9 protein-coding genes are annotated in these 16,077 nt (G+C 70.0%); 8 read left to right on the top strand and 1 reads right to left on the bottom strand.

What is annotated here, in order from left to right; translation table 11 throughout:
• The first annotated feature begins 40 nt into the window (after window positions 1–40).
• The 8 genes from WAE60_RS05000 to ybaK all read left to right on the top strand — a co-directional run bounded on the left by WAE60_RS05000 (window position 41) and on the right by ybaK (window position 15,022).
• Entirely contained in the window at window positions 41–964 is a 924-nt protein-coding gene (locus WAE60_RS05000) for an ROK family protein (protein ID WP_337685275.1), read from the top strand.
• The gene (locus WAE60_RS04995; protein ID WP_337685274.1) at window positions 951–2,450 is read left to right on the top strand and encodes a carboxylesterase family protein; all 1,500 of its coding nucleotides are present in this window, start codon (window positions 951–953) and stop codon (window positions 2,448–2,450) included. The genes WAE60_RS05000 and WAE60_RS04995 overlap by 14 nt, the downstream gene beginning before the upstream one ends.
• A 46-nt stretch (window positions 2,451–2,496) precedes the next feature.
• Window positions 2,497–5,940: a LamG-like jellyroll fold domain-containing protein gene (locus WAE60_RS04990; RefSeq protein ID WP_337685273.1), complete on the top strand. Its 3,444-nt coding sequence runs from the start codon at window positions 2,497–2,499 to the stop codon at window positions 5,938–5,940.
• Window positions 5,940–6,668, top strand: coding sequence for an SGNH/GDSL hydrolase family protein (locus WAE60_RS04985; RefSeq protein ID WP_337685272.1), 729 nt, complete (start codon window positions 5,940–5,942; stop codon window positions 6,666–6,668). The genes WAE60_RS04990 and WAE60_RS04985 overlap by 1 nt, the downstream gene beginning before the upstream one ends.
• A 240-nt stretch (window positions 6,669–6,908) precedes the next feature.
• Window positions 6,909–9,860: a TonB-dependent receptor gene (locus tag WAE60_RS04980; RefSeq protein WP_029909137.1), complete on the top strand. Its 2,952-nt coding sequence runs from the start codon at window positions 6,909–6,911 to the stop codon at window positions 9,858–9,860.
• Between the two features lie 121 nt (window positions 9,861–9,981).
• A complete protein-coding gene (locus WAE60_RS04975) occupies window positions 9,982–11,505 on the top strand; it encodes a tryptophan halogenase family protein (protein ID WP_337685271.1) in 1,524 nt (507 codons plus the stop codon).
• Window positions 11,506–11,867: 362 nt separating this feature from the next.
• On the top strand, window positions 11,868–14,354 hold the full coding sequence (locus WAE60_RS04970; protein WP_337685270.1) for an exo 1,3/1,4-beta-D-glucan glucohydrolase: 2,487 nt from the start codon (window positions 11,868–11,870) through the stop codon (window positions 14,352–14,354).
• A gap of 194 nt (window positions 14,355–14,548) precedes the next feature.
• Entirely contained in the window at window positions 14,549–15,022 is a 474-nt protein-coding gene (gene ybaK / locus WAE60_RS04965; RefSeq protein ID WP_337685269.1) for a Cys-tRNA(Pro) deacylase, read from the top strand.
• On the opposite strand, the gene WAE60_RS04960 is transcribed toward ybaK, so the two are convergent.
• Window positions 15,019–15,972 (bottom strand): bifunctional helix-turn-helix transcriptional regulator/GNAT family N-acetyltransferase, encoded by a 954-nt coding sequence (locus tag WAE60_RS04960; protein WP_337685268.1) that lies wholly within the window; start codon window positions 15,970–15,972, stop codon window positions 15,019–15,021. The two genes, ybaK and WAE60_RS04960, sit on opposite strands and share 4 nt — an antisense overlap.
• Window positions 15,973–16,077: the final 105 nt, after the last annotated feature.

Raw genomic sequence — 16,077 nt, 5'->3', positions numbered from 1 at the left:
CTAAGACAAGCCTGCAAAGGGCCGCTGGAGGAAACCGGGTTTGATTCAGGTCGGCGTTGATTTTGGCGGCACGAAGATCGAGGCCGCCGCCCTGTCCCCCGACGGCCAATTCCTGGCCCGCGTGCGCGCCCCCAATCCCGGATCCTACGACGCGGCCATCGTCACGGTGCGCGACCTGATCGCCCAGGCCGAGCAGCAGGCCGGCGGCCGCGGTTCGATCGGCGTCGGCGCGCCGGGCTCGGTCTCGCCGCGCACCGGCGTGATGCGCAACGCCAACTCCACCTGGCTGAACGGCCGCCGGTTCCGCGAGGACCTGGAGGCGGGCCTGGGCCGTCCCGTGCGCTTGGCCAACGACGCGAACTGCCTGGCCCTGTCCGAGGCCGTCGACGGCGCGGCGGCGGGTCTGGCCGGGGTGTTCGCGGTGATCATCGGCACCGGCTGCGGCGGCGGGCTGGCGGTCGACGGCAAGCTGGTCGAGGGCGCCAACGGCGTGGCCGGCGAGTGGGGCCACACGCCGCTGCCCTGGCCCAAGCCCGAGGAGTCGCCCGGCCCGGCCTGCTGGTGCGGCCGCCACGGCTGCCTGGAGACCTGGATCTCGGGCACGGGCTTCCGCCGCGACCATGCCGAGCGCACCGGCCAGGCCCTGACCGGCGAGGAGATCGTCGCCGCCGCCCGGGCCGGCGACGCCGGGGCCCGGGCCAGCTTCGACCGCTATCTCGACCGCCTGGGCCGGGGCCTGGCGGTGATCGCCGACATCGTCGATCCCGACGCCTTCGTGTTCGGCGGCGGCATGTCGAACGTCGCCGAGCTCTACGAGCGTCTGCCCGCCTTCATCGAGCCGCATGTGTTCTCCGACGGCTGGCGCGCCCGGCTGGCCCCGGCCAGGTGGGGCGACTCCTCGGGGGTGCGCGGCGCGGCCCGCCTGTGGACCCAGGCCGAAGCCCAAGCCCATGCCGTGGCCTGACCGCCGCGCCGCGCTGCTGGCCCTCCTGCTGGCCTTAGGGGCGGCGGGCTCGGTCATGGCCGCCGACGAACCGGTCGTCACGACCACCGGCGGCGCGATCCAGGGCGAGGCGCGCGGCGGCGGCGCGGTGTTCCGCGGCGTGCCCTTCGCCGCCCCGCCGGTGGGCGAGCGCCGCTGGAAGCCGCCGGCCCCGGTCGCGCCCTGGGCCGGGAACCGCGACGCCACGGTCTCCGGCGCGCCTTGCCTGCAACGCTCCTACGGCTGGAACGCCAGGGACGCCGCCGACAGTCGCGAGGACTGCCTCTATCTCGACGTCCGCACGCCCGTCCTGGATCCGTATGCGCCGTTGCCCGTCATGGTCTGGATCCACGGCGGGGCCAATCGGGCCGGATCGGCCCGGGGCACGGTGGAGTCCGGCCTGGCGGAGCAGGGCGTGGTGCTGGTCTCGATCCAGTACCGTCTGGGCGCCTTCGGCTTCCTGTCGCATCCGGACCTGACCGCCGAGGGCGGCGGAGCCTCGGGCAACTACGCCCTGATGGACCAGGTCGCGGCCCTGCGCTGGGTGCGGGACAACATCGCCCGGTTCGGCGGCGATCCCGGCAACGTCACGCTCTTCGGTCATTCGGCCGGCGGCCAGGACGTGGGGCTGCTGATGCTGGCGCCCCAGGCGCGCGGCCTGTTCCACAAGGCCATCGAGCAGAGCGGCACGGCTGGCTTCGGCCTGCCGCCGCGCACGCTGGAAGAGAACGAAAAGCTGGGCCAGGACCTGGCCCGCGCGCTGGGCGCGAAGGACTTGTCGGCGATGCGGGCGGCGTCGGGCGAGGCCGTGCTGGACGCCTCCGACGGCCTGAAGCCGCCGATCGCCGACGACGGCTTCGTCTGGCTGCAGGCCGTGGTCGACGGGGCGGTGATCCGCGAGGCGCCGGCCGCGACCCTGGCCGCCGGCCGGCAGGCGCGGGTTCCGCTGATCATCGGCAACAGCGCCAGCGAGCTGTCCCTGTACAAGGGCCCCGCCAACGCCCGGACCTGGGTGAAGGCCGAGTATGGCGCGGAGACCGACCAAGCGCTGGGACTCTACGGGCTCGTCGGCGACGCCCCGGCCTCCGAGGCGGTCGCCGACCAGATCGCGACCGACACCGGCTTCCGCTGTCCCGCGATCTGGGCGGCGGCGCGGCAGGTCGCGGCCGGCCAACGGGTCTGGCGCTACGAGCTGGCCGTGGCCGCGCCCGGCGCGGGGCCGGTGCGGCACGGCTCGGAGCTGCCCTTCGTGTTCGACGCCCCGCCGGCCGGGACGACGCAAGGCCAATGGCCGCGCCTGGGTGCCTACTGGACCAACTTCGCCAGGACGGGCGATCCCAACGGACCGGGGCTGACGCCCTGGCCAGCCCAGGGGGCGGCGGTCGAGGCGATCACCTTCACCCCGTCCGGACCTCACGTCACGAGAGACGATCGCGGCGCGTTCTGCCGCCGCCTACCGCGTCCCTGAAGACCACAAAGATCGGCCCGAGAGAGGCCGGCTCGAGGAGGAAGACATGACGACCAAGTTCGCCCGACTCCGCCTGTCGCTGCTGGCGACGTCCGTCGCCCTGGGCGCCGTGCTGGCCGCCTCGCCGGCCGCCGCCCAGGCCGTCTACGGCCCCTACAACGCCGACCTGCCGCGCGGCGGCGACGGGCTGTCGAAGCCCTTGGCGGGAAGCCCGCTGCCGGCGCAAGGACCGTGGTCGCTGCAGGGCTGGATCTCGCCCGCGACGGCCTCGTCCGGCCGCGTCGTGGTGGCCGGGGTCGGCGACCCGGCGAGCGGCGGACGGTTCCTGGTCCTCGAGGACGGCGCGCCGGCGGTCCTGACCGGCGCGACGGTCGTCAAGGGGCCGAGCGCGCTGAAGCCTGGCGGCTGGACCCACGTGGCGGCGGTGTCGGACGGAGCCAAGGTCGCGCTCTATGTCGACGGGGCCAAGGTGGCGGAAGGGCCGGCGGGACCGGTCGCCTCGGCCGCGACCGTGCAGCTGGGGCCGCGCAGACCGGGCGCGCCGTTCGGCGGCAAGGTCGCCGGCTTCACCGTCCAGGCGGGCGGCCTGACCCCCGCCCAGGTCAAGGCCCTGGCGGCCGCGAAGCCTGATCCTGCCCTGACTGTCTACGAGCCTGGCAGCCCGACCTGGCCGGTGCAGGTGCGCCAGATGTACGGCCAGGTCACCCCGCAGGACGCCTGGACCCGGCCCAAGACCAAGGCCCCGTTCTCCAAGCCCGTCGCCGTGCCGCCCTATGCCGGTCCGGCCCTGGTCGCCGCCGCCGCCTCGGAAGGCGCGGCGGCCTGGACCCTGAAGCGCTGGTCGCTGGTCGAGGCGCCGAAGGTCGCGGCCGATCCGACAGCGCTGTCCAGACCCGGCTACGACGCCAAGGGCTGGTACGCCGCCACCGTGCCCAGCACGGTGCTGACCACCCTGGTCGATCGCGGCGTCTATCCCGACCCCGACTACGGCCTGAACAACACGGCCATCCCCGAGAGCCTGAACAAGCAGGACTACTGGTACCGGACCGAGTTCACGGCGCCCACTGACCAGGACGGCCGCCACCAGGCGCTGGTCTTCAAGGGCGTCAACTACGCCGCCGAGGTCTGGCTGAACGGCGAGAAGCTGGGCGTGCTGAAGGGCGCCTTCATCCGGGGGCGGTTCGACGTCACCGGCAAGCTGAAGCCGGGTGTCAACGCCCTGGCGGTCAAGGTCTCGCCGCCGCCGCACCCGGGCCTGGCCCACGAGGAGAGCCTGACGGCCGGGGTCGGCGAGAACGGCGGGATGCAGGCCCTGGACGGCCCGACCTTCATCGCCAGCGAGGGCTGGGACTGGATCCCCAGCGTCCGCGACCGCAACACCGGCCTGTGGCAGGACGTGGTGCTGACCTCGACGGGCCCGGTGCGGATCGGCGACACCCATGTGGTCACCACCCTGCCGAAGGCGGACAACAGCGTCGCCGAGGTCGAGATCGCCGTGCCGGTCGAGAACCTGACCGCCGCCCCGGTCCAGGCCACCGTGCGCGCCGCCTTCGACGACGTCGCCGTCGAGAAGACCCTGACCCTGGCGCCGGGCCAGGGCGAGGTGGTGTTCAAGCCCGCCGACTTCCCGCGGCTGTCGATCCGTGACCCCAAGCTCTGGTGGCCCAACGGCTACGGCCAGCAGGTCCTGTACGGCCTGCGGGTTCTGGCCAATGTCGACGGCCGGACCAGCGACCAGAAGGACAGCCGCATCGGCCTGCGCCAGATGACCTACGAGCTGTCGCTGATGGATTCGAAGGGCGAGCTGCGGCGGGTGGAGGTCGACTATTCCAAGGCCCGCCAGCTGGGCCAGGACGTCACCGACGGCAGCCACGAGGGCGTGCGCAAGGTCGACGGCGGCTGGGCCACGAGCCTGACCAAGGCGGGCGAGACCTCGCCGGCGGTGAAGGACGTCCCCGACACCGGCCTGACGCCCTACCTGGTCCTCAAGGTCAACGGCGTGAAGATCGCCGCGCGGGGCGGCAACTGGGGCACGGACGACTGGCGCAAGCGCGTCGAGCGCGAGCGGCTGGAGCCCTATTTCCGCCTGCACAAGGACGCCCACCTCAACGTCATCCGCAACTGGGTGGGGCAGAACACCGAGGACGTCTTCTACGACCTGGCCGACGAGTACGGCCTCTTGGTGCTGAACGACTTCTGGGCCTCGACCCAGGACTACCAGCTGGAGCCGCAGGACGTGCCGCTGTTCCTGGCCAACGCCGCCGACGTCATCAGCCGCTACCGCAACCACCCCTCGATCGCCCTGTGGTTCGGGCGCAATGAGGGGATTCCGCAGCCCATCCTCAACGAGGGCCTGGAGGCGCTGGTCCACGACCTGGACGGCACGCGCTGGTACACCGGCAGCTCCAACCGGGTGAACCTGCAGAACAGCGGGCCCTACAACTACCGTGAGCCGGAGACCTATTTCACCGAGCACGCCAAGGGCTTCTCGGTGGAGGTCGGCACGCCGTCGTTCCCGACCCTGGAGGCCTTCGAGGCCGCCGTGCCCGCGCCCGACCGCTGGCCGATCAGCGACGTCTGGGCCTATCACGACTGGCACCCGACCGGGAACGGCGCGACCAAGACCTTCCTCGACGCCATGACCGCCAAGCTGGGCGCGCCGACCAGCCTCGAGGACTTCGAGCGCAAGGCCCAGCTGATGAACTACGAGACGCACCGGGCGATCTTCGAGGGCATGAACCAGGAGCTGTGGACCAAGTCGTCGGGCCGCCTGCTGTGGATGACCCAGCCCGCCTGGCCGTCGACCATGTGGCAGATCCTCAGCCACGACTACGACACCCATGCCGCGTACTACGGGACCCAGAAGGCCGCCGAGCGCGTCCACGTTCAGATGAGCCTGGCCGACCACCGGCTGGCGGTGGTCAACAACGGCCTGACGCCGATCGCCGGAGCGGCCCTGCGGGCGCGGGTGTTGGGCCTGGACGGCAAGGTCCTGGACGACCGCTCCGCGCGGATCGACGCCGCCGCCGACGCCGTGACCCTGGGCGAGACGCTGGACCTTTCCGGTCCGCTGAGGCAGGGCGCCGCCGTGGTGCGGCTGGACCTGGCGGCGGCCGACGGGACGGCGCTGTCCAGCAACCTCTACTGGGTGGCCCGGGACGCCGAGGGCGAGCGCAAGCTGTCGGACATGGCCGCCCAGCCGGTGTCGATCGCGGCCTCGTCGTCGGGAGGCGGCGCCGAGACCGTGGTCGCCGTGACCCTGGCCAACACCGGCTCGGCCCCGGCCCTGAACGGCAAGCTGACCCTGGTCGACGCCAAGGGCGATCGCATCCTGCCCGCCTACTACGCCGACAACTATGTCTCGCTGCTGCCCGGCGAGCGGCGGACGGTCGAGGTCCGCTATCCGGGCGCGGCGCGGGCGGGGGCCAAGGTCGAGCTGCGCGGCTGGAATGTCGTCCCGACGGCGGCGACCATCGGGGAGGCGCGCTGATGCTGGATCGTCGCGCCCTGCTGGCGGCGGGTCTCGCCGTTCCCGGCCTGGCCCTGGCCCAGACGCCCGCCCCCGCCCCGGCCTGGCCCAGCGAGGAGGAGCGGCTGCGCACCGACTGGCCGTTCCTCCAGCGCTACGCGGCCGAGAACGCGGCGGACAAGACCCTGCCGGCCGAGCGGCGGCGGGTGGTGTTCATCGGCGACTCGATCACCCAGGGCTGGCGCGATTCCCATCCGGCCTTCTTCGCCGACAACGGCTTCCTCGGCCGGGGCATCGGCGGCCAGGTGACGGCCCAGATGCTGGTGCGGTTCTGGTCCGACGTGGTGGCCCTGAAGCCGGCGGCGGTGCACATCCTGGCCGGCGTCAACGACATTGCCCAGAACGCAGGGCCCTACGATCCGGCCGCCACCCAGGCCGATCTCCAGGCCATGACCGCCCTGGCCCAGGCCAGCGGGATCGCGGTGATCCTGTCGACGATCCTGCCAGTGGCCGAGTTTCCCTGGAAGCCCGGCCTGGGACCCACGGCCAAGGTCCGCACCCTGAACGCCTGGCTGCGGGCCTATGCGGCCGAGCGGGGCGTGGTCGTCGCCGACTACACCCGCGTGCTGGACGACGGGACGGGCGGCATGAAGCCGGGCCTGGCCTATGACGGGGTGCATCCGACCCGCGAAGGCTACGCCGTCATGGAGCCCGTGGCCCTGGCGGCCATCGCCACGGCCCTGGCCTGAGCCCGCCGCGGGCGTGACCTGAAAGTCGCATAACGAAAATCAGTTTCGGAATTTCCCGTCCAATCTGACAGCGCTGTTGACAGCGCTGTCGGTTCTCCATAGGTTGAGGCTACCGGCACTCAAAAATAAGCCGGAAATCCACGGGAGGATGCGCACGCATCCCTCAAACTCCGCATCTTGGCTCGTTCGGCTCCGCTGATCGAGAACGAGAACTGCTGCCGCACATCAGGGGAATGCACAATGACTACAAAGTCTTATCGATCGCGCACGGCTCTGCTCAGCGCCGCCTCGGCCATGGTGCTGCTGAGCGCCGGCCAGGCGCTGGCCCAGGCCGCGCCGGCCAAGAACGAGGAACCATCCCAGGTTGATGAAGTCGTCGTCACGGGCTTCCGGGCCTCGCTGGCCAACGCCCTGAGCCTGAAGAAGAACTCGGACCAGATCATCGAGTCGATCACGGCCGAGGACATGGGCAAGTTCCCCGACCAGAACATCGCCGAGTCGCTTCAGCGCCTGCCGGGCGTGCAGATCGACCGCGAGAACGGCCAGGGCACCAAGGTCCGCATCCGCGGTCTGGACCAGAACATCACTCTGCTGAACGGCGACACCTTCCTGTCGGGCCTGGAAGCGTTCCGCCTGGGCGAAGGCAACCTCAAGCAGACCAATTCGCTGGAGGGCATCCCGTCCAACCTGCTGGCCGGCGTCGATGTGATCAAGTCGCCCCAGGTCGATCAGCTGGCCGGCGCCCTGGGCGGCACGGTCAACCTGAAGACCCGCAAAGCGCTGGACATGAGCGACGACTTCACCGCGTCGCTGGACGTCGCGGGCAACCAAGGCTCGACCGACGGCAAGCTGAAGCCGAACCTTTCGGCGGTGATCGGCTACAAGATCACGCCCGACTTCGGGCTGCTGGGCAGCTTCACCTACGACGAGAACTGGATCAACACCGAGGTGCTCAGCGGTGAGAACCGCGGCGGCTGGGCCTATCTGAACCGCCCCACCGCGACGGGCAACAACCAGGTCCAGACCGGCTCGACCAACCTCTGGTCGCCGGAATACCGCTACAGCAACAACCGCCACCAGGAGCGCAAGCGCACCGCCTTCTCGCTGAACGCGGACTGGAACATCTCCGACACCGTGACCCTGACGGCCGACTGGTTCCACTCGGACCTGAAGATCTTCACGGGCGAGCACTCGCTGAAGTGGGCCTACGCCAACGAAAACGCGATGTACAACTCGCAGGGGCTGGTGAAGAGCAGCAACGACGTCCTGCAGTCGGGCACGGTGACCGCCAATTCCTCGGAAGGCGACACCTTCGCCAAGAACGCCAAGTCCAAGACCGACAACGTGCAGTTCGCCCTGGACTGGAAGGGGACCGACCGCTGGAGCGGCGAGGCCCGCGCGGCCTGGTCGAAGACCGACTACAAGTCCAACTCGGCCCAGGTCGATACGCGCTACACGCAGTACACCGTGCGTGACGGCGTCGCGGGCTTCGCCCCTAACGCCACCGCCCCGGCCACCGCGACCTATAGCTTCACGAACGGCGCCTATCCGATGTTCACGCCGGCGGCCAACCTAGCCACCGCCATGACGACGCCGAGCTCGGTGTTCTTCAAGTCGCACTGGGCGTTCGGCGACAAGACCGAGCTGGACAACAAGGCCATCACCGGTGACCTGCACTACCGTCCTGAGTTCGGCGAAGGCGCAAACATGCTGCTCAGCGCCGGTCTGCGTTACTCGGAAGACAAGGTCACCTCGGACTACGGCCGCTACCTGAACGACCTCTCGGGCAAGGGCGAGCTGCCGGCCAGCGCCCAGGGCACCACCGACCACGGGGTGTTCGTCGACTGGACCCCGCTGGGCTACTTCCAGGACGGCGCGATCGGCCTGAAGAAGTGCGACATCGCCTTCTACGGCTGTTCGCGCTTCGGCAACTCGGTCGCGGTGAACACGCCGTACCAGACCGCCGCCACGGCCCCGAACCGCGCCGTCACCGACAACGTCCACGGCGTGAACGCGCTCTTCCAGGACTACGGGCAGATGAAGAACCCGGTCGGCTGGATCCAGGGCCTGTATCCGTCGACCAAGTTCGCCTTCTATCGCGACCCGATCGAGTCCTTCAAAATCAAGGACGAGACGACCTCGGGCTATGTGATGGCCGACCTCGGCGACGATGGCTACCACATCAACGCCGGCGTCCGGGTGGTGCACACCAAGCTGGTCATCGACTCGTCCAACACGCCGGTGACCCCGCTGTGGTGGGGCACCGACAGCTGGAACGGCATCCTGAAGAACCCGGACAGCGAACGGACGGTGCGCGAGTACACGGACGTCCTGCCGCAGATCAACGCGGTGTTCAACGTCACCGACCAGGACAAGGTCCGCGCCAGCGGCGCCCGCGTCGTGGCCGCCCAGAACCTGTTCCAGCTGGGCCAGGGCGCGTCGTACAATTTCACCCGCTCGTCCACCCCGGGGCCGAACTTCGACAAGTTCCTCTACACCAACGGCAGCGGCGGCAACCCGGACCTCGATCCGTTCCGCGCGTCGCAGTTCGACCTGACCTGGGAGCACTATTTCGGCAGCCAGGGCCTGGTCTCGGCGGGCGTATTCTACAAGAGCATCGACTCGTTCATCGTCCCCGAGACCTTCCCGGTGACGGTGAAGGACCAGTCGGTGGCGGGGGCCACGACCGGTACGTTCGACTCGGTGGTCAACGGCGAGGGCGGCGAGATCAAGGGTCTGGAAGCCCAGGCGCAGTATGCGTTCGAGAACGGGTTCGGCTTCACGGCCAACTACACCTACTCGGACTCCAAATCGCCCGAGTTCACCGACTTCTCCAAGAACCTGCCGATCCCCGGCGTGTCCAAGCACGCCTTCAACGTCCTGGGCTATTTCGAGCGCGGTCCCTTCTCGACCCGCCTGTCTTACGCCTGGCGTGACAAGGCCTACCTGGGCGCCTTCAGCTTCGGCGCCAACCCGGACACCCACAGGCTGGGGATTTTCAACGAGGCCTATGGTCAGCTGGACGGCCAGATCGCCTACGACATCACCAAGGACCTGAAGGTGACGTTGGAGGGTTCGAACCTGACGAAGGAAGACAACAAGGCCTACCTGCAGTTCTCCGAACTGCCCTTCCGTTTCGTGTCGGGCGACCGCCGCGTGACGTTCGGTCTCCGCTACCGCTTCGGCCGCTAGCGCCGAGGCAAGGCCCGGCCATGGCCCTTCGCGGGGCCATGGCCGACGCCCTTGAGCGTCGCCGCCGCCCGGCTCAGAATCGCCGGGCGACGGGACGTCACCAAGCTGGAGGGACGGCGAGATGTCTGACGGAAACTGGATCCAGAACATCGTCATCGTCGGGGGCGGAAGCGCCGGATGGATGACCGCCGCGGCCCTGGCGCGCGGCCTCGACCGCCGCTACCGCATCCAGGTCGTCGAATCCCAGGACATCGGCGTCGTCGGCGTCGGTGAAGCCACGATCCCGCCGATCCGCTTGTTCAACGCCATGCTGGGCCTGGACGAGGCCGAGTTCATGCGCGAGACCCAGGCCACCTACAAGCTGGGCATCCAGTTCCGCGACTGGGGCCGGATGGGTCAGTCCTACTTCCACCCGTTCGGGGTCTACGGCCTCAACGCCGAGCTGGGCCACTTCTTCCAGTACTGGCTGAAGCTGGACCACGAGGGCGGCGCCCTCGACCTGGCCGACTATTCGCTGTGCGCCCAGGCCGCCCAGGCCGGCCGGTTCGACCGGCAGAGCGACGATCCGCGCGACCCGATGTCGACCTTCGGCTTCGCCTATCATTTCGACACCATTCTCTACGGCCAGTACCTGCGCCGCTTCGCCCAGACGCTGGGCGTCGCGCGCACCGAGGGCGAGGTCGTCCAGGTCGACCAGCATCCCGAGACCGGTTTCGTCACCGCCCTGCGGCTGAAGTCCGGCCAGGTCGTCGAGGGCGACCTGTTCATAGACTGCTCGGGTTTCCGCGGCCTGCTGATCGAGCAGACCCTGAAGGCCGGCTACGAGGACTGGTCGGACCTGCTGCCGATGGACCGGGCCGCCGCCGTCCCGTGCGCCCTGCGCGGACCGCTGTCGCCCTACACCACCTCGACGGCCCGCGAGGCCGGCTGGCAGTGGCGCATCCCGCTGCAGCACCGGGTCGGCAACGGCTATGTCTATTCCAGCCGCTTCATTTCGGACGAGGCGGCCGTGGCGACCCTGATGGCGAACCTGGAGAGCGAGCCCCTGGCCGAGCCGCGCCTGCTGCGGTTCAACACCGGCCGCCGCCGCAGGATGTGGGACAAGAACGTCGTCGCCATCGGCCTGTCCAGCGGGTTCATGGAGCCCCTGGAGTCCACCAGCATCCATCTGATCCAGGCCAGCATCAACAAGCTGCTGCAGCACTTCCCCGACCGGTCGTTCTCGCCGGCCAACCGCGACGTCTACAACCGCCGCATCCAGGTCGACATGGAGACGATCCGCGACTTCCTGGTCCTGCACTACAAGGCCACCGTCCGCGACGACGCGGCCCTGTGGTCCTATGTGCGCCAGATGCCCATCCCGGACTCGCTGGCCGAGCGGATCGAGCTGTTCCGCGAGCGCGGCCAGCTGGTCATCCATCCCGACGAGATGTTCACTCCGACCTCCTGGCTGGCGGTGCTGCTGGGGCAGGGCGTGCATCCGCGGTCCTATTCGCCGCTGGTGGCGGACCAGGACAGCCGGGCGATCGCCGAGGGCTTCCGCAACATGAAGGCCCTGGTCGCCCGCCGGGTCGAGGCCATGCCCGGCCACGCCGACTACCTCAAACGCCACGGCATGTGGGCCGCGGAGGCCGCCATGGCCTGACGCCGCCCGGCAAGGTACCGCTATCAAATCTCTGGACAGCGCTGTCAATCCATGGTGCAGTCAAGGCCGTGAAGAGGGGCGGCAGCCTCCGTATCAGGGAAGGAAACACCTAGGTCCCGCGCCAGCGCGCCCGACAGCGGCGAGCGGCGTCCCACGAATTCCTCTGCGTCCCATTCCAGCGCCGATCCGTCGGCGGGGACGACACGCCGGCGTCAGACCCCTCCGACGTCGGCGCGACTGGATGCCCTTCATCGGGGGCTCTCCAAACTCCGGCGCGACGACGTTCTCCCCGTCGCGCCGGTTCTTTGCCGCGCAATTCCGCCCGCGCACCCGTCGCCTGGGCCGCTTCTCGAAGGTGTTGAATGACCGTTTCGCCTCGTCGCCTGCTGATTTCGGCCCTCGTCGCCTCGACCGGTCTGGCCTCCTTCAGCTTGGGGGGCGCGGTCGCCTTCGCCCAGTCGAGCCCGGCGCCGTCGACCATCGCCCATCCGGACCAGTGGCCCGCGGCGGCCAGTCCGGCGGCGATCACCGACGCCAAGACCGAGGCCTTCATCACCCAGCTGATGGCCAGGATGAGCGTCGAGGAGAAGGTCGGCCAGACCATCCAGGGCGACATCGCCTCGATGACCCCGGCCGATCTCGAGAAATATCCGCTGGGCTCGATCCTGGCCGGCGGCAACTCGGCCCCCGGCGGCGACGACCGCGCTCCGCCGAAGGCCTGGATCGACCTGGTCGACGCCTACCGCAAGGAAGCCCTGGCCCCGCGCGCCGGCCACACCCCGATCCCGATCATGTTCGGCATCGACGCCGTGCACGGGCACAACAACATCGTCGGAGCCACGATCTTCCCGCACAACATCGGCCTGGGCGCCATGCGCGACCCGGCCCTGATCCGCCGCATCGGCCAGGCCACCGGCGAGGAGGTGGCGGTGGTCGGCGGCGACTGGACCTTCGGCCCCACCGTGGCCGTGCCTCGCGACGACCGCTGGGGCCGCAGCTACGAGGGCTACGCCGAGGATCCCGAGGTGGTGAAGTCCTATTCCGGTCCCATGACCCTGGGCCTGCAGGGCGAGCTGAAGCCCGGCCAGACCCTGGGCGCCGGCCACATCGCCGGCTCGGCCAAGCACTTCCTGGCCGACGGCGGCACCGAGGACGGCAAGGACCAGGGCGACGCCCGGATCTCCGAACAGGAGCTGGTGGCCATCCACGCCCAGGGCTATCCGCCCAGCATCGACGCCGGCATCCTGACGGTGATGGCCTCGTTCTCCAGCTGGAACGGCCAGAAGATCACCGGCAACAAGACCCTGCTGACCGACGTGCTCAAGGGCAGGATGGGCTTCCAGGGCTTCGTGGTCAGCGATTGGAACGCCCACGGACAATTGCCGGGCTGCACCAACATCAGCTGCCCGCAGGCGATGAACGCGGGCCTGGACATGTACATGGCCCCCGACAGCTGGAAGGGCCTCTACGACAACACCCTGGCCCAGGTGAAGTCGGGCGAGATCCCGATGGCGCGGCTGGATGACGCCGTGCGCCGCATCCTGCGGGTCAAGGTCAAGGCTGGGCTGTTCGAGCGCGTGGCGCCGACCGTCCAGGGCAAGCTGGACCGTCTGGGCGCGGCCGATCACCGGGCCATCGCCCGCGAGGCCGTGGCCAAGTCGCTGGTGCTGCTGAAGAACGACGGCGTCCTGCCGGTCAAGCCGGGCGCCAAGGTGTTGGTGGCCGGCGCCGCCGACGACATCGGCAAGGCCTCGGGCGGCTGGACCCTGACCTGGCAGGGCACGGGCAACAAGAACAGCGACTTCCCGCACGGCCAGTCGATCTGGGGCGGGATCGAGCAGGCGGTGACGGCGGCCGGCGGCCAGGCCGAGCTGGCGCCGAACGGCCAGTTCAAGACCAAGCCCGACGTCGCCATCGTCGTGTTCGGCGAGGACCCCTACGCGGAATTCCAGGGCGATGTCGCGCATCTGGGCTATCAGCTGGGCGACAAGACCGACCTGGCCCTGCTCAAGAAGCTGAAGGCGCAGGGGATCCCGGTCGTCTCGGTGTTCCTGTCGGGCCGCCCGCTGTGGGTGAACCCCGAGATCAACGCCTCGGACGCCTTCGTGGCCGCCTGGCTGCCGGGCAGCGAAGGCGGCGGCGTCGCCGATGTGCTGGTGGCCGGCAAGGGCGGCAAGCCCGCCCGCGACTTCCAGGGCAAGCTGGGCTTCTCGTGGCCCAAGCGCGCCGACCAGGGCCCGCTGAACCGCGGCCAGCCAGGCTACGACCCGCAGTTCGCCTACGGCTACGGCCTGTCCTACGCCAAGCCCGGCCAGGTCGGGACCCTGGCCGAGGACCCGGGCAACGTCGCCGCCGCCGGCAGCGTCGACCGCTACTTCGTCGACGGCCGCCTGCCCGCGCCGTGGCGGATGGACTTCCTGGGGGCGGGATCGGTCAAGACGATCGACGCCGGGGCCCAGGAGAACGCCCGCCAGGTGGCCTGGACCGGCCAGGGCATGCTGGCCATCCACGGTCCGCCGGTCGACCTGTCGCGCCAGACCACCGGCGACATGGCGGTGATGGTCCGTTATCGGATCGACGTCCCGCCGACCGCCCCGGTGACGATGAGCATCGGCTGCGCCGACGACGCCTCGTGCGCCGGCACGCTGGACGTCTCGAACCTGGTCAAGGCCGCCAAGCCGGGCGAATGGCGCAGCGCCAAGATCAAGCTGTCCTGCTTCCAGGCGGTCGGCGCCAAGATGGACCACGTCACCGCCCCGTTCGTGATCGGCACGACCGCGCCGTTCGGGGTCTCGCTGACCGAGGTGCGCCTGGCCTCCAACGAGGGCGACGCGATCTGCCCGAAGTAGGGCTCACCCTTTCGTTGTCATCCCGGAAAGCGCGGAGCGCTTATCCGGGACCCAGGTGGACCGCACCGCATTGGCCCAGTCCCCTGGATCCCGGACAGCCTCTGCGAGGCTTCCGGGATGACAACGGAGGGTTTGCCTAAGCGTGGGAGTCCTGGCTCTGGCTCGGCGCGGGCGGGCTTGGCTATAGTGACGCCATGTCCCGCACCACGCCCGCCACCCAGACCCTGACCAAGGCCGGGGTCGACTTCACCGTCCACGCCTACGACTACGACCCGGACGCCGACAGCATCGGCCTGGCCGCCGCCGCGGCCCTGGGCGAGGATCCCGGCCGGGTGCTCAAGACCCTGATGGCCCTGGTCGACGGCAAGCCGGTGCTGGTCATCGTGCCCTCCGACCGCGAGGTGGCCATGAAGAAGCTGGCGGCCGCCGTCGGCGGCAAGTCGGCCCAGATGATGAAGCCCGCCGACGCTGAGCGGATCAGCGGCTACAAGGTCGGCGGCATCAGTCCCTTCGGCCAGAGGAAGGCCCTGCCGGCGGTGATCGAGGCCGACGCCCTGGCGGAGGATCGCGTCTACATCAACGGCGGCCAGCGCGGCCTGCAGGTCCGGCTGGACCCGAACGCGGCCAAGACTGTGCTGAAGGCCGTGGCGGCGCAGGTTTCGGCCTAACCCCGATACCGCATCGCCACGTCGCACCGCTCGTAGCGGCTGCCGAACAGGGCCATGATCTCGGCGTCGTGCTGGAAGCCCAGCTTCTCGTAGAGATGGATGGCCGCCGCGCACTTCTTGTTGGTCAGCAGGTAGAGCCGGTCGGCCACGCCCATGGCCTTGGCGCGCTCGATCGCCGCCGCCAGCAGGAACTCGCCGACCTTGCGGCCGCGCGCCGCCTCCAGCACGCCCATCTTGGTCAGCTCGTACCAGCCGTCCTTCATCCGCATGATCGCGCAGGTCCCGACCACGCCCAGGTCGGGCGTCCGGGCGAACAGCACCGCCCCGCCCCTGTCGATGATCAGGCCGCGCGGGTCCTCCAGCAGGCGGATGTCGTTCTCCTCGAGGGCGAACATCCGCGAAATCCATTCGGCGTTGATGTCGTGGAAGGCCTGGGCCAGGTCGTCGGCGTAGTCGAGCACGGTCAGGCCGTCGGCCGCCCGGACGCGGTCCAGCAGCGACCGGGCGTCCAGCCCGGCCTCCACCGCCGCGATCTGGTCCAGCAAGGCCTGTTCCCGCCCGCCGCACAGCTGCGACACCGCCGCGGCCACGCGCGGCCAGACCTCGCGCTGGGCGTCGCCGATCACCCGCGCGCCTTCGTCGGTCAGGGACAGGGTCTTGTGGCGCATGTCGCGGGCCTCGCGACTGACGGCCAGCAGCCCCTGGTCCACCAGGCCCTGGACGGTGCGGGTGATGGTCGGCTGGCTGATCCCCAGCCGCTGGGCCAGGGCCCCGATCGTCAGGGCGCCGTCGCGCTTCAGGGCGCCGAGCACCACCTGCTGGGCCGGCTGGATCGGCAGGTCGTGGGCCTGGAGCACGGCGGTGGCCTCGGCCTGCAGCCGGTCGGAAAGCCGCTTGAGCCGGCTGCCCAGGAAGGCGGGTCCGAGGTCGGCGAGGGTGTCCTGGGTCATGGCGGCCTCAAATATATATAGCGCACTATATGTATGCCCATACGAGGAGCCGCGCAAGCGCCGCCCGACAGGCGCGGTCGGCCGGTCGCGTTCATCGAACCGTGT

The organism is Caulobacter sp. CCG-8, from assembly GCF_037402475.1.
Classification (GTDB): Bacteria; Pseudomonadota; Alphaproteobacteria; order Caulobacterales; family Caulobacteraceae; genus Caulobacter.
Note: the sequence above shows the minus strand (reverse complement) of the source record. Positions and strands in the feature narration are given on the sequence as shown.